Origin of the sequence: Plantactinospora siamensis (assembly GCF_042434095.1) — a bacterium.
Lineage (GTDB): Bacteria > Actinomycetota > Actinomycetes > Mycobacteriales > Micromonosporaceae > KBS50.
The window spans coordinates 131,737-157,122 of record NZ_JBHLUE010000026.1; the positions used below are offsets into that span (position 1 = coordinate 131,737).

The 25,386-nt window shown below is 71.1% G+C and carries 21 protein-coding genes; 9 read left to right on the top strand and 12 right to left on the bottom strand.

The window, feature by feature from the left end:
* Positions 1-48: 48 nt before the first annotated feature.
* From ACFFHU_RS25955 to ACFFHU_RS25965, 3 genes are all read right to left on the bottom strand, one after another.
* Positions 49-390, bottom strand: coding sequence for a TIR domain-containing protein (locus ACFFHU_RS25955; RefSeq protein ID WP_377342874.1), 342 nt, complete (start codon positions 388-390; stop codon positions 49-51).
* Positions 391-431: 41 nt separating this feature from the next.
* Positions 432-2,540, bottom strand: coding sequence for a ThuA domain-containing protein (locus ACFFHU_RS25960; RefSeq protein WP_377343489.1), 2,109 nt, complete (start codon positions 2,538-2,540; stop codon positions 432-434).
* 61 nt (positions 2,541-2,601) lie between these two features.
* A complete protein-coding gene (locus ACFFHU_RS25965; RefSeq protein WP_377342875.1) occupies positions 2,602-5,448 on the bottom strand; it encodes a carbohydrate-binding protein in 2,847 nt (948 codons plus the stop codon).
* A 911-nt stretch (positions 5,449-6,359) separates the two neighbouring features.
* Here ACFFHU_RS25965 and ACFFHU_RS25970 point away from each other — a divergent pair.
* The 4 genes from ACFFHU_RS25970 (at position 6,360) to ACFFHU_RS25985 (ending at position 11,128) form a co-directional block, all read left to right on the top strand.
* The gene (locus ACFFHU_RS25970; RefSeq protein WP_377342876.1) at positions 6,360-7,394 is read left to right on the top strand and encodes a hypothetical protein; all 1,035 of its coding nucleotides are present in this window, start codon (positions 6,360-6,362) and stop codon (positions 7,392-7,394) included.
* Positions 7,395-7,396: 2 nt separating this feature from the next.
* Positions 7,397-8,500, top strand: a complete 1,104-nt coding sequence (locus tag ACFFHU_RS25975) for an alpha/beta hydrolase (RefSeq protein ID WP_377342877.1) — start codon at positions 7,397-7,399, stop codon at positions 8,498-8,500.
* A 247-nt stretch (positions 8,501-8,747) separates the two neighbouring features.
* Complete coding sequence (locus ACFFHU_RS25980) at positions 8,748-10,151, top strand: glycosyltransferase family 39 protein (RefSeq protein WP_377342878.1); 1,404 nt, start codon at positions 8,748-8,750, stop codon at positions 10,149-10,151.
* 83 nt (positions 10,152-10,234) lie between these two features.
* Positions 10,235-11,128 (top strand): S41 family peptidase, encoded by an 894-nt coding sequence (locus tag ACFFHU_RS25985; RefSeq protein WP_377342879.1) that lies wholly within the window; start codon positions 10,235-10,237, stop codon positions 11,126-11,128.
* Between the two features lie 41 nt (positions 11,129-11,169).
* On the opposite strand, the gene ACFFHU_RS25990 is transcribed toward ACFFHU_RS25985, so the two are convergent.
* The gene (locus ACFFHU_RS25990; RefSeq protein WP_377342880.1) at positions 11,170-11,790 is read right to left on the bottom strand and encodes an L-threonylcarbamoyladenylate synthase; all 621 of its coding nucleotides are present in this window, start codon (positions 11,788-11,790) and stop codon (positions 11,170-11,172) included.
* A 270-nt stretch (positions 11,791-12,060) separates the two neighbouring features.
* Here ACFFHU_RS25990 and ACFFHU_RS25995 point away from each other — a divergent pair, with 270 nt between their 5' ends.
* Complete coding sequence (locus tag ACFFHU_RS25995) at positions 12,061-12,627, top strand: Uma2 family endonuclease (RefSeq protein ID WP_377342881.1); 567 nt, start codon at positions 12,061-12,063, stop codon at positions 12,625-12,627.
* Between the two features lie 84 nt (positions 12,628-12,711).
* Here the strand turns inward: ACFFHU_RS25995 and ACFFHU_RS26000 are convergent, their stop codons facing one another.
* Both ACFFHU_RS26000 and ACFFHU_RS26005 read right to left on the bottom strand, forming a co-directional pair.
* Positions 12,712-13,062: a DMT family transporter gene (locus tag ACFFHU_RS26000; protein WP_377342882.1), complete on the bottom strand. Its 351-nt coding sequence runs from the start codon at positions 13,060-13,062 to the stop codon at positions 12,712-12,714.
* A gap of 223 nt (positions 13,063-13,285) precedes the next feature.
* Positions 13,286-14,437, bottom strand: coding sequence for an endo-1,4-beta-xylanase (locus tag ACFFHU_RS26005; RefSeq protein ID WP_377342883.1), 1,152 nt, complete (start codon positions 14,435-14,437; stop codon positions 13,286-13,288).
* Between the two features lie 163 nt (positions 14,438-14,600).
* Here ACFFHU_RS26005 and ACFFHU_RS26010 point away from each other — a divergent pair, with 163 nt between their 5' ends.
* Both ACFFHU_RS26010 and ACFFHU_RS26015 read left to right on the top strand, forming a co-directional pair.
* Entirely contained in the window at positions 14,601-15,314 is a 714-nt protein-coding gene (locus tag ACFFHU_RS26010; RefSeq protein WP_377342885.1) for an FKBP-type peptidyl-prolyl cis-trans isomerase, read from the top strand.
* Between the two features lie 178 nt (positions 15,315-15,492).
* Positions 15,493-15,864, top strand: coding sequence for an ArsR/SmtB family transcription factor (locus tag ACFFHU_RS26015; protein WP_377343490.1), 372 nt, complete (start codon positions 15,493-15,495; stop codon positions 15,862-15,864).
* Positions 15,865-15,898: 34 nt separating this feature from the next.
* On the opposite strand, the gene ACFFHU_RS26020 is transcribed toward ACFFHU_RS26015, so the two are convergent.
* The 3 genes from ACFFHU_RS26020 to ACFFHU_RS26030 are packed head-to-tail and all read right to left on the bottom strand — an operon-like array spanning position 15,899 to position 19,099.
* A complete protein-coding gene (locus ACFFHU_RS26020; RefSeq protein ID WP_377342886.1) occupies positions 15,899-16,780 on the bottom strand; it encodes a carbohydrate ABC transporter permease in 882 nt (293 codons plus the stop codon).
* On the bottom strand, positions 16,777-17,733 hold the full coding sequence (locus ACFFHU_RS26025) for a carbohydrate ABC transporter permease (protein ID WP_377342887.1): 957 nt from the start codon (positions 17,731-17,733) through the stop codon (positions 16,777-16,779). The genes ACFFHU_RS26020 and ACFFHU_RS26025 overlap by 4 nt, the downstream gene beginning before the upstream one ends.
* Before the next feature lie 22 nt (positions 17,734-17,755).
* Positions 17,756-19,099 carry an ABC transporter substrate-binding protein gene (locus tag ACFFHU_RS26030; protein ID WP_377342888.1) on the bottom strand — a complete coding sequence of 448 codons (1,344 nt, stop codon included), beginning with the start codon at positions 19,097-19,099 and terminating at the stop codon, positions 17,756-17,758.
* A gap of 274 nt (positions 19,100-19,373) precedes the next feature.
* Between ACFFHU_RS26030 and ACFFHU_RS26035 the strand changes: the two genes are divergently transcribed.
* Positions 19,374-21,407 carry a beta-galactosidase gene (locus ACFFHU_RS26035; RefSeq protein WP_377342889.1) on the top strand — a complete coding sequence of 678 codons (2,034 nt, stop codon included), beginning with the start codon at positions 19,374-19,376 and terminating at the stop codon, positions 21,405-21,407.
* 38 nt (positions 21,408-21,445) lie between these two features.
* Positions 21,446-22,219: a DeoR/GlpR family DNA-binding transcription regulator gene (locus ACFFHU_RS26040; protein ID WP_377342890.1), complete on the top strand. Its 774-nt coding sequence runs from the start codon at positions 21,446-21,448 to the stop codon at positions 22,217-22,219.
* 119 nt (positions 22,220-22,338) lie between these two features.
* Here the strand turns inward: ACFFHU_RS26040 and ACFFHU_RS26045 are convergent, their stop codons facing one another.
* From ACFFHU_RS26045 to ACFFHU_RS26055, 3 genes are all read right to left on the bottom strand, one after another.
* Positions 22,339-22,689, bottom strand: coding sequence for a VOC family protein (locus ACFFHU_RS26045; RefSeq protein WP_377342891.1), 351 nt, complete (start codon positions 22,687-22,689; stop codon positions 22,339-22,341).
* A 172-nt stretch (positions 22,690-22,861) separates the two neighbouring features.
* Positions 22,862-23,080: a DUF5957 family protein gene (locus ACFFHU_RS26050; RefSeq protein WP_377342892.1), complete on the bottom strand. Its 219-nt coding sequence runs from the start codon at positions 23,078-23,080 to the stop codon at positions 22,862-22,864.
* Positions 23,081-23,100: 20 nt separating this feature from the next.
* Positions 23,101-25,266 carry an MMPL family transporter gene (locus tag ACFFHU_RS26055; RefSeq protein WP_377342894.1) on the bottom strand — a complete coding sequence of 722 codons (2,166 nt, stop codon included), beginning with the start codon at positions 25,264-25,266 and terminating at the stop codon, positions 23,101-23,103.
* Positions 25,267-25,386: the final 120 nt, after the last annotated feature.

Here is a 25,386-nt window from a genome sequence, read left to right on the forward strand (position 1 = left end):
GAGCTACGACGCGGCGTCCGCCCGCCCGGCCCGGCCTTCGGCCTGCCGTCAGTCGGTATCGACGGTCCAGGCGCGGCCGGCCGGCCGGCGATTCCCGGGACGGGCGAAGCCCTGGGCTCGGATCATCTCGTCGAGCTGGTAGAAGGCGCTGCTGATGCCATGCCGCGGGAAGGTGATCGTGTACGGGTCCGCGGACGCGGGCACGAAGTCGCAGCCTTCTTCCGCGAGCACCAGCACCCGGTCGAAGCCATGCCGGCCCTGAAACAGGCCGACCTCGTGGATGACGTTCTGGCGGGCCAGGAGGCGACCGTCGCCGGCGAAGTCCTCGGCGGTCAGCACGCACACGGCGAAGCTGCATCGCTCCAGATAGTCGGCGAGCGCCTCGGTCACCTGCCGGCCGGAATCCGATAACAAGGGGCCCTTCCTTCAGGTCAGGGCAGGGTCCATTGCTGGTTGGGGTTGGCGTAGCAGGTCCACAGATGTACGGGGGTGGAGTCGGCCGGGTTGTTGCCCTCGACGTCGAGGCACTTGCCGGACTGGGGGTTGCGGACGGTCTTGTCCGGTTGGGCCGACCAGTTCTGCGCGCCGGTGCCGTTGCAGGTCCAGAGTTGGATCTTCGTGCCGTCTGCGGTCCCGCCGCCGGAGACGTCCAGGCATTTGCCCAGCGCCTTCAACATGCCGTCGGATCCGACGGTCCACTGTTGGGCGCCGGTGCCGTTGCAGGAGTACAGCTGGACCTGGGTGCCGTCGGCGGTGGCGGCGTTTCGGACGTCGAGGCACTTGCCGGCCAGTCCGACCACCGGACCGGTCCGCCCACCGCCACCGGTGCCGCGGCGCAGTGTCACGTCGTCGACGTCGAAGAGCCCGTTGCCGGTGCCGGCGAAGGTCAGGTAGAGCGTGTGGGCGCCGGTCGGCACGCCGGACAGCCCGGTGGAGACGTCGGCGAAGCTGGTCCAGCCGCCGGTGTTGGGCACCGCCACCGAGCCGAGCACCGGGCCGGTGGGCGAGTCGGCCCGTACCTCGATGGTGCCGCCCGGCCCGCCGGAGACCACCCGGGCGACCAGGGCGGTGACCCCGGTCAGGTCCAGACCGTCGTATCCGGCCCAGTCGCCCGGATCGATGTAGCCGAGGGTACGGCCGCCGTGCGCGCCCGGCTTGTCGAACGGGGTCACCCCGCTGGCACTGCTGTACGCCTCCGCCTCGACGGTGGTGTCGCCGCCGCCGGCGCCGCCCAGGTCCCTGATCCGGATGTTGCGGAACGACACGTCGTCCCCCGTACCGTGGTTCTGGATGCCGACGTGGCCGGCCAACGACCGGGCGGGGTCGGTGTTGGTGAAGTCGTTGATCTTCACGCCGTTGAGGAAGACCTGCAGGCGCTGGCCCTGCACCAGCAGCTCATAGGTGTTCCACTCGCCCGGCGGGTTGAGCGCGGCGTCGCGGGCGGCGAGGTCGGCGGACTGGAAGCCGTAGACGGCGCCGGTGGTGCGATCGGGGGTGTCGGTCGCGTCGATCTGGATCTCGTAGCCCTTGTTCACCGCGGACCAGGGATCGTCGGAGGCGGGGAAGCCGACGAAGACTCCCGAGTTGTCGTCCCCGGCCATCCTCCAGTCCAGCTTGAGCGAGTAGTCGGCGTACTCGCGCTGGGTGTACCAGTACAGGCCGAGCCCGTCGTAGGAGGTGAGGGTGGCGTCGGTGTTGGTGAAGCCGCCCGGGCCGGCCTGCGACCAGCCGGCGGTGGCACCGTCGTACAGGGTGGTGTAGCCGGTCTCCGGCCGGCAGTCGGCGTGGGTGCGACCGGCCGCGTACCGGATGCCGCCGAGCAGGTGGGCCCGGAACGCCGGGTCGGCGTACGACTCGATGGTGTGGCCGCCGCCGGTGTAGAAGGACCGGCCGCCGTCGAGAGTCTTGCACCAGGAGTGCGGATGGTCGCCGCCCATCGAGCCGCCGGAGTACGACGACTCGTCCAGCGAGGCGAGCACGTGCGCGGTCGAGCGCGCGTTGGTCTGGTAGTTGTACCACTCGTCGGTGCGGGTCCAGGCCTGTGGCAGGTGGGCGGTGGCGGCGTGCGCCCGGTCCTCGACGCGCACGGTGGCCTGCTGGATGGCGGGGTGCGAGGCGAACCAGGCGCCGACGAGCTGGCCGTAGAAGGGCCAGTCGTACTCGGTGTCGGCGGCCGAGTGGACGCCGACGAAGCCACCGCCGCCGCGGATGTAGGACTCGAATGCGGCCTGCTGACCGCCGTCCAGGACGTCGCCGGTGGTGTTGAGGAAGACCACTGCCGCGTACCGGCCGAGGTTGCCGGTGGTGAAGGCGGCGGCGTCCTCGGTGGCGGTGACGGAGAAGTTGTTCGCGGCCCCGAGGTCACGGATGGCCTGGATGCCGGCGGGGATGGAGTCGTGCCGGAACCCGGCGGTCTTGGAGAAGACGAGGACGTCGTAGCCCGCGTCGGCGGCGGCGACCGGCCGCGCCGGGGTGGCGCAGGCGAGGACGGCGAGGCCCGCGGTGACGCCGCCGAGGACGGTACGGAGCAGTGTGCGCATCATTCGCTCTCCCGATCGGAGGTTGGGAGGGACCCCGTGGTGAGGGGTCCCTCCTTCAACGTCAGGGCAGGGTCCACTGTTGGTTGGGGTTGGCGTAGCAGGTCCACAGGTGTACGGGGGTGGAGTCGGCCGGGTTGTTGCCCTCGACGTCGAGGCACTTGCCGGACTGGGGGTTGCGGACGGTCTTGTCCGGTTGGGCCGACCAGTTCTGCGCGCCGGTGCCGTTGCAGGTCCAGAGTTGGATCTTCGTCCCGTCTGCGGTGGCCCCGCCGGAGACGTCGAGGCACTTGCCGAGGGCGCGCAGGGTGCCGTCGGATCCGACGGTCCACTGTTGGGCGCCGGTGCCGTTGCAGGAGTACAGCTGCACCTGGGTGCCGTCGGCGGTGGCGGCGCCGCGGACGTCCAGGCACTTGCCGGCCAGCCCGACCACCGGACCGGCGCCACCACCGCCACCACCACCGGTCGTGAAGGTGAACGAGTCGACGTCGAAGAGCGCCCCCGGCCCGCCGGCGAAGGTCAGGTACAGCGTGGTGGTGCCGCTCGGCGCGCCGGAGACCGCGCCGGTGACGTCGGTGAAGGTCTCCCAGGAGCCGGTCACCGGGACGGCGGCCGAGCCCAGCACCGTGCCGGTCGGCGAGCCGGCCCGCACCTGGAGCGTGCCGCCGACGCCGCCCGAGGAGACCCGGGCGCTGAACGAGGTGACGTCGCCCAGCCGGTACGGCTCGAACCCGATCCAGTCCCCGTTGTCGATGCTGCCGACGGTCTTGCCACCCTCGGCCTCGGTCTTGGCGTACGTGGCGATCCCCGACGAGGTCTTGTAGTGCTCGGCCTGCCGGTGCCGTGGCTGCAGGATGTGCTGGGTGTGCGTGGTCAGCCCGCCGTCGTCGGTGTATTCGGCGTCGAAGATGGCGAAGATGTTCGCCGCCGCGTCGTGCTCACCGTCCACGGGAATGGTGAGCTGGCCCGAGCAGCCGTTGACGGAGCTGATCTGGTGGCCGTGCTGGTCGTGGCCGAGCACGTAGGTCATCTTCACCCGGGAGCAGTCGATGGCGCCGTCCTCGGGGTCGGTGACGGTGATCCGGAACGGCACCGTGTCGCCGAAGGAGAAGAGCTGCCCGTTGCCCGGGGTGTCGATCGTGACCGTCGGCGCGGTGTTGCCCACGGTGATCGGCACGCTGGACGAGCCGGTCGCCCCCTGCGGGTCGGTGACCGTCAGGGTGGCGCTGTAGGCGCCGTTCGTGGTGTAGGTGTGGGTCGGGTTGGCGTCGGTCGAGCCGGCCCCGTCGCCGAAGTCCCACCGGTACGACAGCGCCCCGCCCTCCGGGTCCGACGAACCGGCCGAGGAGAAGGCGACGGTCAGCGGCGCCGTGCCGGAGGTCCGGTCGGCCTTTGCCGCGGCGGTGGGCGCCCGGTTGCCGCCGCCGACGTACTCGAAGCGGTAGAGCGCCGAGTTGGCGTCCCCGTTGAAGTAGCCGGTGCCGTAGTCGAGCACGTAGTACGCGCCGTCCGGCCCGAACGCCGAGTCCATCACCTGCTTGCCGGTCCAGGGGAAGTTGTCGATCGTCCCGGGGGAGCCGTCCGCGTTGACATGAATCGGCTTGATCCAGCCCCGACCGAACTCGGTGGCGAAGAACTGCCCGTCGAACGACTCCGGGAACTTCACCGGCGAGTTCAGGTTCGGGTCGTAGCGGTAGACCGGGCCGGCCATCGGCGACTCCGAGCCGCCGCCGAACTCGGGCGGGCTGCCGGCGTCACCGCCGTACCGGATCCAGGCCGGCTGGGCCGGCGGCAGCCTGGTCAGGCCGGTGTTGCGGAACGAGTTGTTGGTGGGGCCGCCGGCGCAGTCGAACTTGGGCCCGCTGGCGCCGGTGGCGAAGTCCCACTCGTTGTAGGTCTCGGCCGGGGTGTTCGTCCCGGTGCAGTACGGCCAGCCGAAGTTGCCCGGGCCGGTGATCCGGTCGAACTCGACCTGTCCACCGGGTCCGCGGTTGGGGTCGCTGGCGCCGGCGTCCGGGCCGTAGTCGCCGACGTAGACGATGCCGGTGGCCTTGTCCACGCTGAGCCGGAAGGGATTGCGCAGGCCCATGGCGTAGATTTCCGGCTTGGTCTTCGCGGTGCCCGGCGGGAACAGGTTGCCGCTCGGGATCGAGTAGGAACCGTCCCCGTTGACCTTGATCCGCAAGATCTTGCCGCGCAGGTCGTTGGTGTTCGCGGCGCTGCGCTGCGCGTCGTAGGCCGGGTTGCGGTCCGGGCGTTCGTCGATCGGGGAGTAGCTGTCGGAGGCGAACGGGTTCGTGTCGTCGCCGGTGGACAGGTAGAGGTTGCCCGCGGCGTCGAAGTCGATGTCCCCGCCGACGTGACAGCAGATGCCCCGGTCGGCCGGCACGTCAATGACCGGCTTCTCGCTTCCGGTGTTGAGCGTCCAGTCCGCGTTCAGGGTGAACCGGGACAGCCGGTTGACGCCCTGCCAGGCCGACCAGTCGGACCCGTTGGCCGGGGCGTCACCGGCCGGTGTGGACAGTGGTGGGGCGTAGTAGAGGTAGATGGCCCGATTGCTGGCGAAGCCGGGATCGACGCCGACGCCCTGCAGGCCCTCCTCGTCGTGGTTGTAGACGGCGAGCCGGCCGACCACCGCGGTGTTGCCCGCCGCGTCGGTGCGGCGGAGCGTCCCGTCGCGAGCGGTGTGCAGGACCGACCGGTCCGGCAGCACGGCCAGGGACATCGGCTCGCCGACCTCGGCGACGCCGCGGGCCAGCTCGACCTGGTTGAAGTCGCTGGCGTTGATGGGGTGGGCCCGCGCGGGGCTGGCGGAAAGCGTCGCGGTGGCGGTGCTGGCCAGAAGCACCAGCGCCGAGCCGGCCGCCCGCCAGCGTCGCTGGCGGCCGATCCGGTTGTGCCGTGTGGACATGAGCCGTGTCCCCTTCCTGACGAGGACGTCAGGCAGGGCGCGCGCCGCCGCGCCGGCTGCCGTGGGGGTGTTGGGGAGGTGCCGACCGCGCCGCCGGTCGATGAAGCTGAGGAGCATTCGCGTGAGGACAGACAGTAATGTCTTTCAGTCGCGCTGTCCATATCTCTTGATGTTCCAGAGCGGACTTTCGTCGATCGAGCGAAAAGTTGCGGACGGCGCGTTCGATCGGCCCGTGAGGTGCCGGTCGGTTGCTGGGGGAGGGTGGGACGGAGCGCTCCGCCCGCCCGGTCGGGCGGTTGACCCGGCGCGCCGCCGGAGTCGGCGGCAGCGACGACGCCCCGGAGGCCGCCGTACGGACGGGCGGAGCCGGCAGGCAGGGAGGGTCGGCGTGGCCGCCCTGCCTCCCCCGCGCCCGGGTGGGCCCGGCCAGCCGGTCACCCGGGCCCGGTCCGGGCACCCGCTCCAGTCACACCGGCAAGTGCGTCGATGTCTGGTGCCCGCCACGGTAGGCGCGTTCCGTCGGCAGTGTCCAGAGGTTCGCGCTGATGGTTTAGAAGTTTTGCATCTTCGTACGAAAGCGGGCTGCTGTTGAAAGATCGGGCCGCCTCGCCCACCCCGGTGAATCCGTTCGGACCCGAGGCCAGCCGGTCGGCGTGAGCGGCAGGTACGGCTGCTCAGCGAAGCCTCGGTGGGCATTGACACAAGCGGCTGACCGCGGTACGGGGATACCCGTCAACCACGCCGGCGCGTTCGCGCACGTGGCCGGCCGTGTTCGGCCAGCGTCGCCACCGCCGGGAGGTCGACCTGCCCAGCGGCAGCGCCACCCTCAACCGTCGATGACCCGGCCGGCCGTCCGACGCGTAACGGGCACGCCTATCCTTCCCTGACGTGCGCGTCATGAGGCGAGGTCGATGATGGCGTTGACGGGGTGGCCGTTCATCCTGCTCGTGGCGCTCTGCGCCGTCGGCGGTGTCGCCGGCACCGTGCTGCTGTGGAACAGGTTCGGCCGCGTGCGTTACCTCCTGCGGCCGGCCGGCGTGCTGCTGGCCGAGGTGCTGATGCTGTCGACCGTCGGGCTGGTGGTGAATCGGTCCGAGGAGTTCTATCCCACCTGGGCCGCGCTGCTGGGCACGAGGACCGGGCCGGCAACGGTCCTCAGAGACTCGAACGACGCGACGTACCGGGACGGGCCCGGCGGTCTGGACCGGCGGCTCGCCGCGCAGGCCGGCGGGCACCGTGACGCCGCGCTGACCTTCGCCTGGCAGCCCGCCGGATGGCGCGGCTGGGGACTGTCGGCCGCGCCGATCGTCAGCACACCGCCCGGCTACCTGCGGCACCCCACCTGGTCCTACTCGGCAGTGGTCGTCGTCGGCGACGGCAGCGACGGCTGGCCGGCCGCCGCCGAGCGGGCCGCCGCTCGACGGGTCACCGCCAACGGCGTCTCGGCGGTCGTGGTCTTCGCCGCCACCACGCCCGCCACCACCGCGCGGACGCTCGACGAGACGCTGCCCGACCAGCTCGGTCGCGACCTGCGCGTCACGACGCACCATTGGGCGATCGTCGCCTCCGGCCCCGACGCCGCCCTGGCGCAGTCCGCCGCCGCTGCCGCCGCGACCCGCTACCCCTCCGTCGCGGTCGCCGCCGGCACTCACGGCGGCCTGGCCTCGGCCTCGGTCACCCGGCCCGCGGTGCTACCGGCGGGGGTGACCTGGGCCGCCGTCGAGGCCAGCCTTGTCGGCCGGCACGACGACGGCGTGGTGCCGCTGCCGAGCACGGACGCCGACGCCCTGTACACGGCGCTGTCCTGGGCGATCGGGCGGACACCTCCGCCGCTCGCGGCGCCGGCCGCCCGGCTTGCCGCGGCGCAGCGCGGCCCCGGAAGGCCGATGTCCGCGCCCCTCGGCGGCCACGCCGGAAGCCCGTCGCCCGCCCCGGCCACGAGATGACGATGTCGCCGGACAGCCAGGCGGTGGAGCTGATCGCGATCGTCGTCGCGGTGCTCGCGCCCGTGGTCCTCGGCCTCGGCTGGTCCCGGGTCACCCGGCGGTGGTGGCGGGTGCCGGCCCGCGCCGGCGGCGCGGTCCTGTGCCTCCTGACGGCGGTCGCCGCCGGCGGGTTCGCGGTCAACCGCCAGGTCGAGGCCTACACGACCTGGTCGCGCGTGTTCGGATCGAATGCCGAGGGTGGCGCTGCCTCGCCCACCGGGCAGCAGCCCGACGACGGCGCCCCGCTGCCGGTGACGAAGACCTTCTCCGGCGGCGGTCGCGTGGTCACCGTCTCCGTCACGGGCGTGGCGAGCGGGATCACCATGCCGATGTACGTCTACCTGCCACCCGGCTATGACGCCCACCCGGCCCTGCGCTATCCGGTCATCGAGGCGTTCCACGGGGCGCCCGGCGGGCCGCTGTTCTGGTTGACGAAACTCGGCGCCCCCACGGTTCTCGACCAGGAGATCGATGCCGGCCGGATGGCGCCGACCGTCGTGCTGTTCCCCTACCAGACACCGAACCCGGCGCTGGACACCGAATGCACGAACATGCTCGGCGGGCCCCAGGCCGAGACGTACCTGACCCACGACGTACCCGCCTTCGCCGCGTCGCACCTGCACGTGCGCGGCGACCCGGACAGCTGGGGACTGATCGGCTTCTCGGCCGGCGCCTACTGCGCCTCGGACCTGCTGTTGCGGCACCCGGCCCAGTATGCGGCCGGCGCGAGCCTGTCCGGATATCCCAACCCCGGCATCCGCGTCGGTGACGGCTCCGAGCACACCGGCTACAACGAGCTGTGGCGGCTCACCCACCTGCCGCAGCCGGCGGTCGCCCTCTACCTGGCCTGCGCCGAGGGCGACAAGTACGCGTTGCGCGGCACCCAGACGATCGCCCAGCTCGCGCACGCGCCACTGTCCCTGTCGACGGCGTACGTCCACGGCGGCGGCCACAACACCCGCACGTGGCACGCCATGGAGGCGCCGGCCTTCGACTGGCTGTCGACCTGGCTCGGCCAGCCGTACCCGGTCGCTGCGACCGCGTCGACACCGGCTGGGCGCCGCTGACCCGCGCGGCGTCTTCGTGTGCCCGGTTGCGGACCGCCGTGCGCCCCGGCCTGCCCCGACATGACATCCTGGCCCGGTGGTGCCGCATTCCGAGATCCTGCCTGTGCCACCATGGGCGCGCCGTGACCGGTTCACACATCCCCAGCGAACCCGCAGCCGCGGCCCCGGCGGGTTGCCGTTGTCCCCGGCGGTGCTGAAGGTACCCGCGGGCGACGTCCGGGCCCGGCTCGCCGGTCAGGTGTGGTTGGTGCCGGTTCTTCTCACGGCCGTGGTGGTCGGCTGGCACGTCTCGCGACCGCAGCTGTGGCGCGACGAGTACGCGACCTGGTGGGCGGCCACCCGGTCGCCGGCCGCCCTGGACCGGCTGACCGAACACATCGACGGCGTCCTGGAGCCGTACTACCGCCTCCTGCACCTGTGGATCGCCCTGTTCGGTGATTCGGTGGTCTCCCTGCGGGTGCCGTCCGTCCTGGCCGCGGTGGCGACGGCCGGGCTCGTCGCCGTGCTGGGCACGCTGCTGGCCGGCCGGTGGGCGGGCCTGCTGGCCGGTCTGGTCTACGCGGTCCTGCCGTCGACGATCCGCTACGGGCAGGAGGCCCGGCCGTACGCCCTGGGGGAGTTCGCCGCGCTGGCGGCGACCCTGCTGCTGTTCCTCGCGCTGCGCCGGCCTCGCCGGCGCCTGTGGTTCGCCTACGCCGTGGCGCTGGCCGTGCTCGGCCTGCTCCACCTGGCGATGCTGCTGCTGTTCGCCGGCCATCTGGTCGCCGTGCTCCATCACGCCCGGACCACGCGCTCCTGGCGGTCGCTGCTCGGGCCGGGCGTCGCCGTGCTGGCCGCCGTCAGCATGCTGGTGCCGCTGATGCTGCGGGGATACACCCAGACCGGGACCCAGCTGGGCACCTTCCACCGTACGACGCTCTACCTGGTCGCCGAGTTGCCGGCCGGCGTCTGCTGCGGCGCCGTCGCGGCGGGCGCTCTGCTGGTGCTGGCCGCCGCGGGCGCGCTCCTGGGCGGCGGGCCAGGGCGGGTGTTCGGCCTGCTGACGCTGGCCCCGATCGCCGGTCTGGCCGTACTCGGCCTCTTCGTTCCGGTCTTCAACCACCGCTACGTGCTGTTCGTCGCGCCCCTGGCCTGCGTGCTCGCCGGCCTGGCGCTGGCGCGGCTACGGCTGCCGCTCGGGCTGGCTGTGGTGGTCCTGCTCGCCCTGATCACCCTGCCCGAGCAGGCCGAGGTCCGCCGCTCACACGAGCAGACCTCGGCCCAGCTGATCGACTATCGCGGCGCCGCCCGGGTGATCGCGCACGACGAGCTGCCCGGCGACGCGATCGTCTACCAGCGCGCCGGCTGGCAGTTCGTCGACATCGCGATGGAGTACAACCTGCGCCACAACACCCCCCGGGACATCCTGGCGGCGACCTCCCGCACCGCGGTCGGCAGCTTCTGGACCCCGCAGGTGACCTCGCCGGCCGCGGCCCTGGCCGGAGTGGCGCGCGTCTGGGAGGTCGTGCCGGACGCGCTGTCCAGCCACCGGCCGGAGGTGCAGCTGCCTCCGGTAAGGGACGCCTTGGCCCGGGCCTACCGCCAGACGGGCCGGTGGCGGGTCAGCGGCATCACCGTGCTGCTGTTCCGGCGAGGCTCGGGGAGCAGGTAGCGCACCGCGAGCGCAGGTGGCGCACCAGGGGGAGCGAGAAATCCGGTGGTCATGAGGCCGGGTGCGGTCTAGCGTGGGCCGCCGTGCTCTCAAACGAACAGATCATCGGACAGGCACTGGATCGGATCGAGGCAGGGTACGTCTTTCCGGCGAAGGTGGTGGACATCGACGCCGCGATCCGGCGCCGTCTGGCGGCAGGCGAGTACGAGCACCTGGACGGGCCGGCGCTCTGCGAGACGGTGACCGCTCACCTTCAGCAGGCGTGCCCGGACAGGCATCTGCGGCTGCTGTGGGCGGACCAGCCGCAGTCGCTGGATCCAGCGGACGAAGACGGAGGGCGGGCTGCGTTCCTCGCGCTGCTCAGGGCGGAGAATCAGGGGATCCGCCGTGTCGAGCGCTTGGACGGGAATGTCGGGCTCATCGACGTGCGACGCATCCCGTACGCCGACGAAGGCGCCGAGACGATCGGCGCGGCCATGCGGTTGGTCGCCCTCAGCTCCGCGCTCATCCTCGACGTGCGCGCGTGTGCCGGCGGAGTGCCGGAGGGAGCCGCGATGTGGTGCAGCTACTTCTTCCGCGACGATCAGGTGCACCTCAACGACTTCTACGAGCAGTCCACCGGCGCCACACGCCAGTTCTGGACGACCGCGCACCTGCCCGCGCCGCGCTATGTGGATCGTCCGGTCTATGTGCTCACCAGCCCGGATACGTTCTCCGGGGGTGAGGACGTGGCGTACACCCTTCAGTCGCACGGCCGGGCCGTCGTGGTCGGTGAGACGACACGTGGCGGCGCGCATCCGACGGCCCGTTACGCGATCACTGAACACATCCTCGTGACCGTGCCGACTGCCCGGACCATCAACAGCGTCACGGGCACCAACTGGGAAGGGGTGGGAGTGACTCCCGATGTACCCGTCCCGGCGGACCAGGCACTCGACACGGCGCTCAAGGCCATCTGGGGCGACTCGGACGGATAGACGCGGCCGCGCGGGGCGGCCGTTCCTTCCAATCGGCGCTCCTACCGGAAGCGGGACGGGTCGCCAGCGCCCTCGCGCAGGATCTCGGGCTCGCCGTCCGAGAGGTCGACCACCGTGCTGGGCTCGGTGCCGCACTCGCCGGAGTCGATCACCGCGTCGATGGCGTGGTCGAGCCGCTCCTTGATCTCCCAGCCCTGGGTCATCGGCTCCTCCTCACCCGGCAGCAGCAGGGTGCTGGACACCAGTGGCTCACCCAGTTCGGCCAGCAGCGCCTGGGCGACCGCGTGCTGGGGGATCCGGACACCGACCGTCTTCTTCCGCGGGTGCAGCAACCGGCGCGGCACTTCCTTCGTGGCAGTCAGGATGAAGGTGTACGGGCCCGGGGTCGCCGAACGAATCATCCGAAAGGACGCGTTGTTGATCTGAACGAGCTGCCCGAGCTGCGCGAAGTCCCGGCAGACCAGGGTGAAGTGGTGCCGGTCGTCGAGGTGCCGGATGGCCCGGATCCGGTCGATTCCCTCCTGGTTGCCCAGAGCGCAGCCGAGCGCGAAGCACGAGTCGGTGGGGTAGGCGATCAGCCCACCGTCGCGGATCAGGTCGACCACCTGCCCGATGGTCCGGGGCTGCGGGTTGCCCGGATGCACGTCGAAGTACCTGGCCACGCTCGAGAGCCTAGAACTCGCCGCCGGCTGCCTGCGAACTGGTGGTCGCCGTCCGGCATTGCCGTTTCGGCGGAGGCAACCAGGCGCGGCAGCTGCCGCGCTGGCCGAACCTGGGTGGGCCGCCGCTCGGGCCGGACGGGGCAGCGCCGACGTGCAAGATCTCGACTAAGAGCCTATTGGTTGGTATTTGTACCTTTCGGAGAGGTCCGCCCGTAGCCGACGCTGCGATATCTTGAAGGTCGGCGGCCGACAGGCGTTCAGGGGGTGTATGTGACTGCGGCGATGGTCGCGACGACCTGGATGCATGAGCAGGTGACGGCCGAGCAGTACGCGACGTGGACAGAAGAGCAGTGCGCGGGTATTGAGATCGTGGATGGGATGGTCCTGGTCAGTCCGAGTGCCTCCAAGCGGCACAACCGCCTGGCCAGGCTTCTGGCGAATGCCCTCGATACGGCCGCGGGACCGGACTGGAACGCTGATGTCGACTTCGATGTCCGGCTGCAGGATGTGCCGCTCAATAACCTCCGCCCTGACGTGACGGTCTATAGGGCGGAGAGTATCGACGTCGCTCCGACCCGGCCCGGGCATGTGCTCCTGGTGGTCGAGGTGGTCTCTCCCGGGTCGGAAACGACCGACCGGATCGTCAAGGCCGACCAGTACGCGAGGGCTGGAATTCAGTTTTATTGGCGGGTTGAGCAGATCGCCACGGGTGCTCCTGTCCTCTACACATACGTCCTCGACCCGGCGACCCGCCGTTATCGGGAGGGTGGGGTCTTCACCGACGTCGTGAAGCTGGCCACGCCCTTCCCGTTCGAGGTGGATCTCGGACAGCTCTGATCGCTGCGGTGGTCGGCGACCCGCCCGAGGATCTGCCCGGAGGGGCAGGAGAGCTATCCGCTGGTAGGGCTCGGTGAGCTGATCTCAGTGGCCCGGACGGCCCGTCTCGGCCCGGGCCGTGGTGGATGAGGCGTCCGGTTCGTCGCCGACCGGCCAGACGCGCTGTGGCCCACCGCCATCACCCGGCAGCGCACCCCGGGCGGCCTGGCCGGGGAGTCTGGGGCGAGTCCCGATGCGGTGGCCGGCGTCGGCGCGGCGAAGCTGGAGGACGGCCGCCGAGCACAACACCAGGGCGCCGCCGGCGAGCTGCACCGGGCTCAGCGACTCGCCGAGGACGAGAGCGGCCAGCGCCGCGGTGACGACGGGCTCGAAGGTGGACAGGATGGCTGCCGTCGATGGACCGGTGCGCTCCAGGCCGGCGAAGAAGGTCAGCATCGCCGCGACGGTGCAGACCACGGCGATGCAGGCGAGCCAGAACCATCCCCACGCCCCGAAGCCGAGGTCAAGGTCACGCCGCCGCCGAGCAGGACCAGCAGCGTGCCGGTCGAGGCGGTGGCCAGCGGCGGTTCCGCGGCGACCCCGGCCGGCGGCGGTCGCCGGCCGGGACGGTCACCCGCCGTGGCCCTGATCGCTAAAAAGGAAGCGGAGGATGCGGCGCCTACCGCCGGTGCGGTGCGCCGTGGCGGGCGAGTCGCAGGTCGTCCTGCAGGTCGGTGTAGACGGGCTTGGGGTTGAGGTGCACGTCGTAGAGGAGGGCGTAGCCCTCGCCGGGGAACACGTCCGGGATCCACGACTCGGCATCGGTGAAGCCCCACGCGGTGAACGAGAGGCACTCGGGCACGGCCAGGCACGCCTTGAGCATGTTGGAAAACTCGTAGGGCTGGGCGAACTCCGCGAGGTGGTCGGTGGGCACCTGTTCGGTCGCGTTGTTCACGAAGGTGCGTACGTCCGCCTCGGTGATGGCCACCTTGGCTCCGGTGCTCGCGTACCGGCGCAGGTCGTCGGTCAGCTGCCTCGGGTAGCCGTACTGGGTGTCCACGTGGCCCTGGCTGCCCACCCCGTCGATCGGCACCCCCTCGGCGCGCATCCTCTTGATCCAGGCATACACCGCGTCGGCCTTGGCGTTCGTGCCGTCCTCGCCGCCGATGTTGAAGTCGTTGTAGAACAGCAGCGCGTGCGGGTCGGCCTCGTGTGCCCAGCGGAACGCGTCGGTGAGGATGCCCTCGCCAAGGTGTGACACCCAGAAGTCGTCGCCGTTGATGCCATCGGCGAGCGGGTGCGGGTCCCAGGAGTTGGCGAAGAACTCGTTGGCCACGTCCCACTGCCAGATCTTTCCCCTGAAGTGGGTGACCTCGTCGGTGATGTGCTTGTGCAGCAGGGCGCGTAGCTGGTCGTTGCTGATGCTGCCGTCGGACACCCCGGTGGTCAGCCAGTCCGGCAGCTGGTTGTGCCACATCAGGGTGTGCCCGCGTACCAGCTGGTCGTGCGCCTGCGCGAAGGTGACCACGCGGTCCCCGCCGGACCAGTCGTACGTGCCGCGGGTGGGCTCGACCAGCTGCCATTTCATCTCGTTGCCCGGGGTCAGCACGGAGAACTGCTCGCCGACGACCTTGGCGTAGGCGGGGTTGTCGAAGTCGGACGGGACGACGGCGGTGCCGAAGCGCAGGCCGGTCGGTGCGGCCAGCGCACGCAGCGAGTCGGCCGGCGGCCTGAAGTGACCCGGGCCGGCGGGGGCCGCGGCCGCGGCCGTGGTGCTTCCGGCCAGCGCCATGGCCAGCAGCGCGACCCCCAACCGCAGTCCCCGTCTCATGCCGACCCTCCGCAGTCGAAACTTTCGATGATATTTCGAGCCATTTCGGGGAGGGTATCGATGTACTGCGATGCCGTCAACCGGCTCGGCCGTCTCCGGCATGACCACCGCCGCCGCTGGGCACGGGCCGGACCCACGGCCCGACCTGACGTACTCTCATCCGGTGCCCGATCCCGTGACGAGCCGCGGCAGCGCGGCCGCCAAACGCGCGACCGCCGTTCCGCCCCGCCGGAACGCCGCCGCGCCGCCACCCAAGACCAAGGCCGAGAAGCGGGCCGAGGCCAAGGCCGCCAAGGCGCGCGCCCGGGCGAGACAGAAACGCCAGCAGGCGTTGGCCGTCGGAGGCGCCGCGGTGGCCGTGCTGGCCCTGGTCGTCGGGTTGATCGTGTGGATCTCCCACTCCTCGTCGCAGCCGACGACCAGCGCGGCCGCGGCCGCCAGTTCCACGCCCAGCCCCGACGCGGTCTCGGCGAGCGCGGCGTTTCCGCCCCTACCGGCCGGCGCCGACCCCGCCCTGGGCAAGAAGCCGGCCGTGACCGCGGGCACCGGGCCCCTCACCGCGCTCAAGACGACGACCCTCATCCCGGGCACGGGCGCGGCGGTCGAGTCGGGTCAGACGGTGAACGTGAACTACGTCGGCGTGACCTACGCCGACGGCAAGGAGTTCGATTCGTCCTGGAGCCGCTCGCAGGCGTTCAGCTTCCCGGTCGGGGCCGGCCGGGTGATCAAGGGCTGGGACCAGGGGTTGATCGGGGCCAAGATCGGCAGCCGGGTGCAGCTCGACATCCCGGCCAAGCTGGCGTACGGCGACAAACCCACCGGCGGACAGCCTGCTGGCGCGCTGCGCTTCGTCGTCGACGTCCTGTCGGCATCCTGACCGGCAGCCCCGCCTCGCTGCGTCGCTGCCTATCGGATTTCCGTCGGATGGCCGGGGCCCCGGGGCGCGTGATCCGGAGCGCGCCGGCGTTGTCGTCGGCGTACCAGGTGGGCTCCGCAGCAAATTCATGGTGATCCTGCCCTCGTTCACCAGCGGATCGATGGTGCTTGCTGCAACGATGTATGACGTGGGAACTGTGGAGACTGCCAAGCCTGTCATCTCGCCCCTCGCCGGCGAGCCGATCGAACGCGCCGACGCCGAACGGCTCGCGGGTGTCCTGAAGGCGTTCGCCGACCCGGCCCGGCTGCGACTGCTCAGCCTGATCCAGTCGGCGCCGGAGGGGGAGGCGTCGGTCAGCGACCTCACCGAGCCGCTCGGGCTCTCCCAGCCGACCGTCAGCCACCACCTGCGGATCCTCACCGAGGCCGGTCTGATCGAGCGTGACAAGCGCGGCGTCTGGGCGTATTACCGCCTGGTGCCGTCCGCCATCGCCACGGTCGCCGACCTGTTGACGCCGCCCCGCAAGCGAGCGACGAAGAAGGCCCGCTGACCGCCTGCGAGCCGCGCACGCAACGGCCCGGTCGTCAGCCCTTGGCCGATCCCAGGGTGAGGCCCCGGACGAAGTGCCGCTGCAGCAGGAAGAAGATCACCAGGGTGGGCACCGCGACGAGCACCGAGCCGGCGGAGACCAGGTTGTTGTCGGTGAAGAACTCGCCCCGCAGGTTGTTCAGCGAGCTGGTGACCGGGAACTTGTTGCCGGAGCGCATCAGCACGGTCGCCCAGAAGAACTCGTTGTAGATCCAGGTCACCTCCAGGGTGGCCAGCGCCGCCAGCGCCGGCCGGCACAGCGGCATGGTGATCTGCCAGTACTGCCGCCACACGCTGGCCCCGTCGACCATCGCCGCCTCGTACAGCTCGTGCGGCAGGGCCTTCATGTAGTTGCTGAGCACGAAGACGCAGAAGCCGCACTGGAAGGCCACGTTCACCAGGATCAGACCCCAGTAGCTGTCGTAGAGCAGCTCCGAGTCGCTCATCCAGGCCGGCAGCGGCACCTGGGTGAACAGCCGGAACAGCGGAATCAGTAGCGCCTGCTGCGGCAGCAGGTTCGCCGCGGTGAACAGGCCGAGCAGGGCGATGTTGAGCTTCCAGGGGAAGCGGGCGATCACGAACGCCACGCAGGAGGCGAGCAGCAGCGTGAGCAGCACCGCCGGCACCGTGATGTAGACGGAGTTGAGGAAGTGCGTGCCGAAGTCGGCGGTGCGCCAGGCGGTGAAGTAGTTGTTCAGCGTCCAACCGCCCAGCGACACGTAGCCGTGCCGGGCCGTGTAGTCGTAGGACCGGAGCGAGGTCAGCACCGCCCAGAGGATGGGGAAGAGCCAGCCGATGGCCACGGTGGCCAGGAAGAGGTGCAGGACCACCCGGGCGGGCCGCACGGGCCGGCGCCGGTCGGCCGGTACGGTCGTCATCGCTCGTCCTCCCTCATCACGGTGAACAGGTAGACGCTGATGAACAGCAGCGAGACCAGGAGCATGACCGTCGCCAGCGCCGAGCCGAAGCCGATCCGGCTCGCCTCGCCCACCACGTTCTGGGTGACCAGGGCGGAGAGCAGCTCCAGCCCGTTGCGGCCCTTGTTGACCACCCAGACCAGATCGAACGCGCGCAGCGCCTCGATCACCGTCACCACCAGCACGATCACGTTGACCGGCCGCAGGACCGGGAAGATCACCCGGAAGAACGTGCTGACCTCGGAGGAGCCGTCCACCGCGGCGGCCTCCCGCAGCGTCGGGTCGACGCTTTTCAACCCGGCCAGGTAGAGCAGCATGATGTAGCCGACGTGTCGCCAGCTGGCGGCGACCAGCACCGCCCAGATGTTGACCTTCGGATCGCCGTACCAGTCGGTGTTTCCGCCGAGCACCGCGTTGAGCAGGCCCTGGTCGCGGCTGTAGATGAGCTGCCAGATGAAGCCGATGAGCGCGAGCGAGAGCACCACCGGCAGGTAGAGCGCCGTCTGGTAGAACCGGCCCCCGCGCAGTTCCTTGTCCAACAGCACGGCGAGGAACATCCCGAACGGGCTGGCCACCACGAACAGCGCGGCCAGCCACAGCACGTTGTGCCGTACCGCGGGGGCGAAGGGCGGGTAGATGCTCACCACGTCGTGGTAGTTGCGCAGTCCCACCCAGTCGATCCCGCCGAGTGGGCCGATGCCGTCCCAGTCGGTCCCGGACAGCAGCACGGTGGCCGCCGCCGGAAGCCACACCAGGCCGACCACCAGCACCAGGGGCACCAGCACCATCAGGGTGATCACGACGCGGTCGGCGCGCGACAGCAAACGCAGCCGCCGGCGGCGACCGCTCGGGCGGGTGTCCGGCGCCGGTGGCGGCACGGCGCGGTCCGCCTGGACCAGGGGCAGGTCGGACATGGTGGCGCCTTCCCTTCCGCCGTCAGCTTGTGAAGATCGACTTCTTCTGGTTCTCGACGCTGGTCAGCAGCCCCCCGATGTCCTTGGGGTTCTTGATGAACTGCTGCAGCGCCGGGATCATCACGGTGGAGGCGAAGTCGGGACGGGTGTCCCGGTCGAGGAACTGGGCGATCTCGGTGGCCGAGCCCACCAGCTCCGCGGCCTTGCGCTGCAGCGCCGTGTAGCCACTGGTGTCGGCGCCGGTGTTGGCGACCAGGGTGCTCGGGTCGTTCTTGACCACGACCTGAGCCGCGTCCTTGGAGCCCAGGTACCGCAGAAGCTTCTTGGCGTTGGTCTCGGACTTCGGCTTGCGGGCCATCATGTAGCCGTCGATCGGGGCGTCGAGCGCCTTGGTGCCGATGGCCGGGTCGATCTCGGGGAAGGTGAAGAAGTCGAGGTCATCCTGTTCGTCGTTGCTGAACTGCTGGCCGACGAAGAGGCCGAGCAGGTACATCCCGCTCTTCTTCTGCTGCAGGGACTGGGCGGCCTCCTGCCAGGTGCGGCCGAGGGCGTCCGGTTGGTGCAGTGGAAGCAGCCCGGCCCAGGTGTCGAAGACCTTCTTCACCTTGTCGGAGGTCCACGCCTCCTTGCCGGCCATCAGGTCGACGTGGAACTGGTAGCCGTTGATCCGCAGGTTGAGGATGTCGAAGGTGCCCATGGCCGGCCAGCCGTCCTTGTCGGCGAAGGCGATCGGGATCAGGCCGTCCTTCTTCATCCGCGCGCCGAGGGCGCTCAGCTCGTCGAGCGTCTTCGGCACCTGGTAGCCGCGGGGCTGCCACACCGACTTGCGGTAGAACACCGCCCACGGGTAGTACGAGGCCGGCACGAAGTACTGCTTGCCGTCGTCCCCGGTGGACGCCTTCTTGAACGCGTCGGAGAAGCCGGAGAGGTCGCCCCACACGTCGCTGAGGTCGCCGGCCAGGCCCTTCGCCGCGAAGAACCGCATCCGGTAGCCGGCGAACCAGGTGAACACGTCGTCCGGCTTGCCCTGCAGGTAGTTGTTGATGTTCTCCTGGAACGTGTTGTGGTCGACGGTGTTGATGTTCACGGAGACCCCCGAGGAGGTCTTGAACCCGTCGGCCACCTTGGCGATGACGTCCTTGGGCTTGGGGTCGGACTGGTTGGAGCCGAGTGACACGGTCGTGGAGCCGCCGCCGCCACCCGAGTCGGATCCGCAGCCGGCGAGCAGGCCGGTGCCGAGCAGGCCCGTGCCGAGCAGGGCGCCGGTGCTGGCGGCGCCGGTGAGCAGCGAGCGGCGGCGGAGACCGGCGACGGACGGGGGTACGAGGCGGCTGAGGTATTCGGCTTGCGAACGAGGACGGGACATCGTGCCTCCTGCGGGAAGAGGGCCCTGCGCTCAAGGGTCGGGACGGGCGGCCGGGCCGGCGGTCGGATTGGCGGCGGCAGATCACCGAAACTCCACATGACCAAACACAAACAGCCGGTGGCGGTTGAAGCTACTCGGTGGATCGACGCTGTCAAGGGGGTCGATGGATGATCGCAGGCCAGTTATGGCAAGAGATGCCCCGGTAGACGGGCTAATGTCGGTCGATGTTTGATCATGTTGACTTGATTGGCCCGAACGGGCACGCTCTGTTTTCATGCGGAACTGGCACGGTGCGGGCATCTGGTACGGCGCCGACTACAACCCCGAGCAGTGGCCGGAAGAGACCTGGGCCGAGGACATCGCGTTGATGCGCCGGGCGCAGGTCACCCTGGTCTCCGTCGGGATCTTCTCCTGGGCGCTGCTCGAACCCGAACCGGGCCGCTTCGACTTCGGGTGGCTCGACCGGGTCCTCGACCTGCTGCACGAGGGCGGGATCGGCGTCGACCTGGCCACCGCCACCGCCAGCCCGCCGCCCTGGCTGGCCCACCGTCACCCGGAGACGCTGCCCCGCCGCGCCGACGGGACCGTGCTGTGGCCGGGCGGGCGACAGGCGTACTGTCCCAGCTCGCCGACGTACCGGGATCGCTCGCTCGCGCTGGTCGAGGCCGTCGCCGGCCGGTACGCCGGCCACCCGGCGGTGGTGCTGTGGCACGTCTCGAACGAACTGGGCTGCCACAACGCGCACTGCTACTGCGACGTCAGCGCCGAGGCGTTCCGGCGCTGGCTGCGCGACCGGTACGGCGACCTGGCCACCCTCAACGCCGCCTGGGGCACCGCGTTCTGGAGCCAGCGCTACCACGACTGGGCCGAGATCAACCCGCCGCGTACGGCGCCGACGTTCGCCAACCCGACCCAACAGCTGGACTTCCTGCGCTTCTCCTCCGACGAGCAGCGCGCCCAGCTGCGAGCCGAGCGGGAGCTGCTCACCCGGATCGCCCCGCAACCGGTCACCACCAACTTCATGATCGGCGGCTTCAAGCACCTGGACTACCACTCCTGGGCCCCGGACGTGGACGTGGTGGCCAACGACCACTACCTCACCGCCGCCGACCCGGCGCCGCAGCTCGGCCTGGCCCTCGCCGCCGACCACAGCCGGGGGGTCGCCGGCGGCGACCCGTGGCTGCTGATGGAGCACTCCACCAGCGCGGTCAACTGGCAGCCCCGCAACCTGGCCAAGGCGCCCGGCCAGCTGCGCCGCAACAGCCTCGCCCACGTCGCACGCGGCGCCGACGGCGTGCTCTTCTTCCAGTGGCGGGCCTCCCGGGCCGGGGCCGAGAAGTTCCACTCCGCGCTGGTCCCGCACGCCGGACCGGAGACCAAGGTGTTCCGCGAGGTGTGCCGGCTCGGCGCGGACCTGCGCGCCATCGCCGAGGTGCGCGGCAGCCGGGTCGAGTCCGACGTCGCGATCCTGTTCGACTACGAGGCATGGTGGGGCGCCGAACTCGACTCGCACCCCACCGTCGACGTCACGTACACCGACCGGCTCGCCGCCCTGCACGGCGCGCTCTGGCGGGCCGGTGTCACCGCCGACGTGGTGCACCCGGCCGCGGACCTCTCCGGCTACCGGCTGGTCCTGGCGCCCACCCTCTACCTGGTCCGCGACGCCCACGCCGCGGCCCTGCGCCGCTTCGTCGAGGCCGGCGGCACGGCGCTGGTGACCTACTTCAGCGGCATCGTCGACGAGAACGACCACATCCGGCTCGGCGGCTACCCCGGCGCGTTCCGCGACCTGCTCGGGGTACGGACCGAGGAGTTCTTCCCGCTGCGAGCCGGCGAGCGGGTCCACCTCGACGACGGCGCCACCGCGGACGTGTGGACCGAGTGGCTGCACGCCGAGCAGGCCGAGGTGCTCGCGTCGTACGCCGACGGGCCGCTGCCCGGGGTGCCGGCGCTCACCCGCCGCCCCGCCGGCGCGGGCGCCGCCTGGTACCTCGCCACCCGGCTCGACGAGGCCGGAACCGACCGGCTGGTGGCGCGGTTGCTCGCCGAGGCGGGCGTACGGCCGCCGGTGGCGGCCCCAACCGGCGTGGAGGTGGTCCGCCGCCGCGACGGCGACCGGAGCTGGCTGTTCGCCATCAACCACACCGACCGGGACGCCCGGCTGCCCGTACGCGGCACAGAGCTGCTCGGCGGCGGCCGGTGCGACGGCGAGCTGGTGGTACCGGCCGGCGAGGTGGCGGTGGTCCGCGAGGAAGCGGCCCGGACGGGCCCCTCCACGTACCGGGACGGGCCGTCCGCGGCCGACTGAGCCCGCGTACCGTGCCGCGTGCGACCGGAGGAGGCCACATGCTCGCTCAGCAACGGCAGAGCGCCATCCTGGAGCTGATCCGCCAGCGCGGGGGCGTCCGGGTGGGCCAGCTGGTGAGCCGCTTCGGCGTCTCCGACATGACAATCCGGCGGGACCTGGAGGCGCTCGCCGAGCGCGGCCTGGTGGACAAGGTTCACGGCGGCGCCACCCTGGCCGGTCCCGGCTCGGCCGACGAGCCGGGCTTCGCCGCGAAGTCGGTCCGGCAGCAGGCCGAGAAGCGGGCCATCGCGGAACGCGCCGTCCGGCTCGTCGAGCCCGGCATGGCCATCGCCCTCTCCGCCGGCACCACCACGGCGGCCCTCGCCGCCCGGCTCGCCGACGTGCCCGGGCTCACCGTCGTCACCAACTCCATCCCGGTCGCCGACGTGCTGTACCAGAACCCGCGGCCGGACCAGACGGTGGTGCTCACCGGCGGCATCCGTACGCCGTCGGACGCGTTGACCGGGCCGGTCGCCGAGGCGACCATCGCCACCCTCAACATCGACCTGCTCTTCCTCGGCGTGCACGGGATGAGCCCGCGCGCCGGCTTCACCACCCCCAACCTGTTGGAGGCGGCGGTCAACAAGCGGCTGATCGGCGCGGCCCGGCGGTTGGTCGTCCTCGCCGACCACACCAAGTGGGAGACGACCGGCATCGCCACCATGGCCCCGCTGGAGCGGGCCGACGTCCTGGTCACCGACGCCGGGCTGCCGCCGGATCCGCGCCGCCAGATCGGTGAACAGGTCGGCGAACTCATCGTGGTCCAGACGTGACCGCGGTCGTGTCGGTAACCGCTGCGCCGCTGCGGACCGCACCTGAGCGAACGGGTGGCGGTGGCTTGTGCCACCGCCGCCGGTCCCGGTGGCGCGTTCACCGATGAGGGATCGGGGGACTACTTGGTGAAGAAGACGAGCGAATTGCCGTCCGGGTCGAGGAGGACAAACTCCTTGCGGCCCGAGCGGTCCTTGCGGGGCTCACTCGCCGGCGACAGCCCGTTGGCCAGCAGCGCATTGTACGAGTCGTCGATGTCGTCCACCTTTAGGTACAGCGCGGGTCCCAAGTCAGGCGCCGCCGCGGCGCCGGCGGGGTCGACACTGAAGATCACCCAGAACCAGTTGATGTAACAGGTGACCTCCGATTCGTCCCGCTTGCCGATCCGGAATCCGAGCAGCTGGTAGAACTCGGCTGTCCGGTCCAGGTCCTTCACCAGGTAACGCAGGCCGGAAATGCTGTTGATCTTCATGTCGTCCTCCGCATCGACGGTGTCATTGAGGGCTGGTGGGGGTCCATCATTTCGGCACGGCGGCGGTCAGGCGTCCGCCGCGCGCGGGCTGGCTGGCTGGCACGCAACAACTCGGCTGATCCGCCGGCCGCCCCGAATGGACCCACTGCGGACTTGGTCGAGCCGCATCAACTCATTTCCCCGGCCGGTGGTGCTGGCCGGTACGCCGTACCCGGTTGGCGACCCACGGGCTCAGCGCCGCACCCACGGCGGCGAGGATCAGCGGCAGGTACCGGATGCCAACCGCGCGGTGGAACACCAGCACGCCGACTATCCCGATCACTTCCGAGAGCACCAGGCCGGCGACGATGCCGACGAAGGCGCCGAGCAGGATCCAGGGCAGGTTCTTCATCTCGTCCTCCTTGGCGGGGATCACCGGTGTTCCAGGGCCACCCGGGGCAGCCGCCGGGCCACGGCCGCCGGCAGCCACCAGGCGCGCCGCCCGAACAGCTGCATGAGCGCCGGTACGAGCAGGCAGCGGATCACCAGCGCGTCCACCAGCACCGCCACCGCGAGCCCGAGCCCGAACTGCTTGAGCATCCGCCCGGGGTCGAGGAGGAAGGAGGCGAAGACGACCACCATGATCGCCGCCGCGGCCGTGACGATGCGCCCGGTGGTGGCCATGCCCTCCCGTACCGCGGCCGGCGCGTCGCGGTGCCGCTGCCAGTGCTCGTGCATCCGGGACAGCAGGAAGATCTCGTAGTCCATGGACAGCCCGAAGGCGATGGCGAAGATCATGACCGGGACGAACGCCTCGATCGGCCCGGTCTGCACCCCGAGCGGGCCACCCAGCACGCCACGCTGGAACACCAGGACGATCGCGCCCAGCGAGGCGCCGACGCTGAGCAGGTTCAGCGCCGCAGCCTTCACCGGGATGAGCAGCGAGCGGAAGACCAGCAACAGCAGCACCGCGGACAACCCCACCACCACCGCGATGAACAGGGGCAGCCGGGCGGCGATGGACGCGGCGAAGTCCACCGTGGCCGCCGTGGCGCCACCGACCAGGAACCGCGCCCCGGTGTCCCGGTGCAGCGGCGGCAACACGTCGCTGCGCAGCCGGTCGACCAGTTCCTGGGTACGGGCATCCTGCGGCTTCGCGTCCGGATAGGCGATGATCGTCTTGACTGTGCCGTCCGGCCCGCCGAACGGCGGCGTGACCGCCCGGACGCCCGGCGTGCCGGCAAGGGTGCGCCGCGCCATCTCGGCGGCTCCGGCGTCACCACCGTCGACCACCACGATCAGCGGGCCGTTGAATCCCGGCCCGAAGCCCCGGGCCATCAGGTCGTACGCCTGCCGGCTGGTCCGCGACGTGGCGTTGTTGCCGGCGTCGGCGATGCCCAGCCGCATGCCGAGCAGGGGAGCGGACAGCGCGAGCAGGGCCGCGGTGGCCAGCAACACGGCGGGCCAGGGATGGCGCTGCACCAGGCCCGACCACCGGGCCCAGCCCGAGCCGTCATGCCGGGAGCGCGCCGCGCGGCGGCGGACGGTGCGCTCGATACGCCGCCCCAGCACGCCGAGCAGGGCCGGAAGGAGGGTGATCGCCGCCGCCATGGTGGCCAGCACGGTCAACGCCACGGCGACCGCCACGCCCTGCAGGGATCCCTGGCCCAGCGCGACCAGGCCGAGCAGCGCCACGATCACCGTGCAGCCGGCGAACAGCACCGTACGGCCGGCCGCGTCCAGAGCACGGTCCACCGCCTCCTGGCGGGTGGCCCCGTCCAGCAGCTCGGCGCGGAAGCGGGAGAACAGCAGCAGCGCGTAGTCGATGCCGACGCCGAGGCCGACCAGCACCATCAACGAGACCGTGTAGTCGGCGATCGTGGCCAGATGGGAGGCGAGCATGGCCAGCCCCATCGCGGTACCGACCGCGAAGATCGCGATGACGATCGGCAGGCTGGCCGCGAGGATCGACCCGAACAGCAGCACCAGGATGACCAGCGCGGCGAGCAGGCCGGCGCCCTCGGCCGGGCCGCCACCGGACTTCTCGGCGCCGACGATGCTGTCCCCGCCCAGCTCGACCCGAAGCCCGGCGCCCCGCGCCGCCTGCGCCGTGTCGATCAGGCGGCGGATGTCCGCGGCCGGCACGTCGGTCGACTGGCGGTCCAGGGTGACGGTCGAGTACCCGATGGTGCCGTCGCGGGACAGCGCCTCGGGCGTGGTGTACGGGTCGCGCACGTCCGCGACGTGCGGCAACGTCCGCACGTTCGCCAGCATGTCCTCGACGCGCGTGCGGGTGCCCGGGCTGCTCAGCCCGGCAGGATCGGCGACCACGACCTGCACGGAGGCGCCTGCCTCGGCCGGCGCGTGCGCCCGCAGCACGTCCACCGCCCGCTGCGAGTCCGTGCCGGGCAGCGAGTAGTCGTTGCGGTAGTCGGCCCCGACCGCCGAGGCGCCCGCCCCGATGCCGACCAGCAGCACCAGCCAGCCCAGCAGCGCCCACCAGCGGTGTCGGTACGACCAGCCGCCCAGGCGGCACAGGAATCCCGGACGGGACGCCGCGGTGCCCGGCGTGTGGGACGCCTGAGGTGAATAGATCATGGCGCGGGGACCTCCTGCCCGTCGGATCGGTGTTCCAGACGCTACGAACGCCGGACGCCGGTCCGGAACCCCCGACGGAAGGCATCCCGCGTACCCCCAGGGAGGTATCGGAGCTGCCCC

What these genes read in the sequence shown, in the direction of transcription:
- ACFFHU_RS25960 (WP_377343489.1), bottom strand. Translation starts at nt 2,540, where the DNA reads ATGCGCACACTGCTCCGTACCGTCCTCGGCGGCGTCACCGCGGGCCTC.
- ACFFHU_RS25965 (WP_377342875.1), bottom strand. Translation starts at nt 5,448, where the DNA reads ATGTCCACACGGCACAACCGGATCGGCCGCCAGCGACGCTGGCGGGCG.
- ACFFHU_RS25970 (WP_377342876.1), top strand. Translation starts at nt 6,360, where the DNA reads ATGATGGCGTTGACGGGGTGGCCGTTCATCCTGCTCGTGGCGCTCTGC.
- ACFFHU_RS25975 (WP_377342877.1), top strand. Translation starts at nt 7,397, where the DNA reads ATGTCGCCGGACAGCCAGGCGGTGGAGCTGATCGCGATCGTCGTCGCG.
- ACFFHU_RS26000 (WP_377342882.1), bottom strand. Translation starts at nt 13,062, where the DNA reads ATGCTGACCTTCTTCGCCGGCCTGGAGCGCACCGGTCCATCGACGGCA.
- ACFFHU_RS26005 (WP_377342883.1), bottom strand. Translation starts at nt 14,437, where the DNA reads ATGAGACGGGGACTGCGGTTGGGGGTCGCGCTGCTGGCCATGGCGCTG.
- ACFFHU_RS26015 (WP_377343490.1), top strand. Translation starts at nt 15,493, where the DNA reads ATGTATGACGTGGGAACTGTGGAGACTGCCAAGCCTGTCATCTCGCCC.
- ACFFHU_RS26020 (WP_377342886.1), bottom strand. Translation starts at nt 16,780, where the DNA reads ATGACGACCGTACCGGCCGACCGGCGCCGGCCCGTGCGGCCCGCCCGG.
- ACFFHU_RS26025 (WP_377342887.1), bottom strand. Translation starts at nt 17,733, where the DNA reads ATGTCCGACCTGCCCCTGGTCCAGGCGGACCGCGCCGTGCCGCCACCG.
- ACFFHU_RS26030 (WP_377342888.1), bottom strand. Translation starts at nt 19,099, where the DNA reads ATGTCCCGTCCTCGTTCGCAAGCCGAATACCTCAGCCGCCTCGTACCC.
- ACFFHU_RS26035 (WP_377342889.1), top strand. Translation starts at nt 19,374, where the DNA reads ATGCGGAACTGGCACGGTGCGGGCATCTGGTACGGCGCCGACTACAAC.
- ACFFHU_RS26040 (WP_377342890.1), top strand. Translation starts at nt 21,446, where the DNA reads ATGCTCGCTCAGCAACGGCAGAGCGCCATCCTGGAGCTGATCCGCCAG.
- ACFFHU_RS26045 (WP_377342891.1), bottom strand. Translation starts at nt 22,689, where the DNA reads ATGAAGATCAACAGCATTTCCGGCCTGCGTTACCTGGTGAAGGACCTG.
- ACFFHU_RS26050 (WP_377342892.1), bottom strand. Translation starts at nt 23,080, where the DNA reads ATGAAGAACCTGCCCTGGATCCTGCTCGGCGCCTTCGTCGGCATCGTC.
- ACFFHU_RS26055 (WP_377342894.1), bottom strand. Translation starts at nt 25,266, where the DNA reads ATGATCTATTCACCTCAGGCGTCCCACACGCCGGGCACCGCGGCGTCC.